We start from the raw sequence: 404 nt of genomic DNA on the forward strand, positions 1-404 counted from the left end.
AGGCGGGACGCCTGCGATGGCGCCCCGGCCGGCCCCCGGGACGCGGGAAGCATGCACTCCTGATCATCGCGACAGATCGCAGCGGGAACGAGACCCGGACCCGCCGCTCGTTCTGAGAGTGCCGCGAGCCGGGGCAGACCCCGCTTGCGCATCACGCTGGGACGGGCTACGTTCCGATCGATGACGCTATGGTCTGTGTCCGATCGCGCTTGGGCCATATTGCTCGCGCGACTCATCCTGGGCCTCATCTTCGGAATGGCGGGCTGGGGGAAGCTGTTCCAGATGGGGGCTACGCAGCACGCGCATCGATTCTTCGTCGATCCGTACGCCGCGACTTGGATCCCGACGTGGCTTCTCTGGACCTTGGGACTCGCGATCCCCTACATCGAGTTCGCGGCCGGGTG

Annotated in this window: 1 protein-coding gene; it reads left to right on the top strand. The window is 66.8% G+C overall.

Features of this window, described 5'->3' with window-relative positions:
- Positions 1-195 precede the first annotated feature (195 nt).
- Positions 196-404: hypothetical protein (locus E6K79_07895; protein TMQ64283.1), on the top strand; the 209-nt coding region annotated here is incomplete at its 3' end.

The organism is Candidatus Eisenbacteria bacterium, assembly GCA_005893305.1.
In the GTDB taxonomy this organism is placed as follows: domain Bacteria; phylum Eisenbacteria; class RBG-16-71-46; order SZUA-252; family SZUA-252; genus WS-9.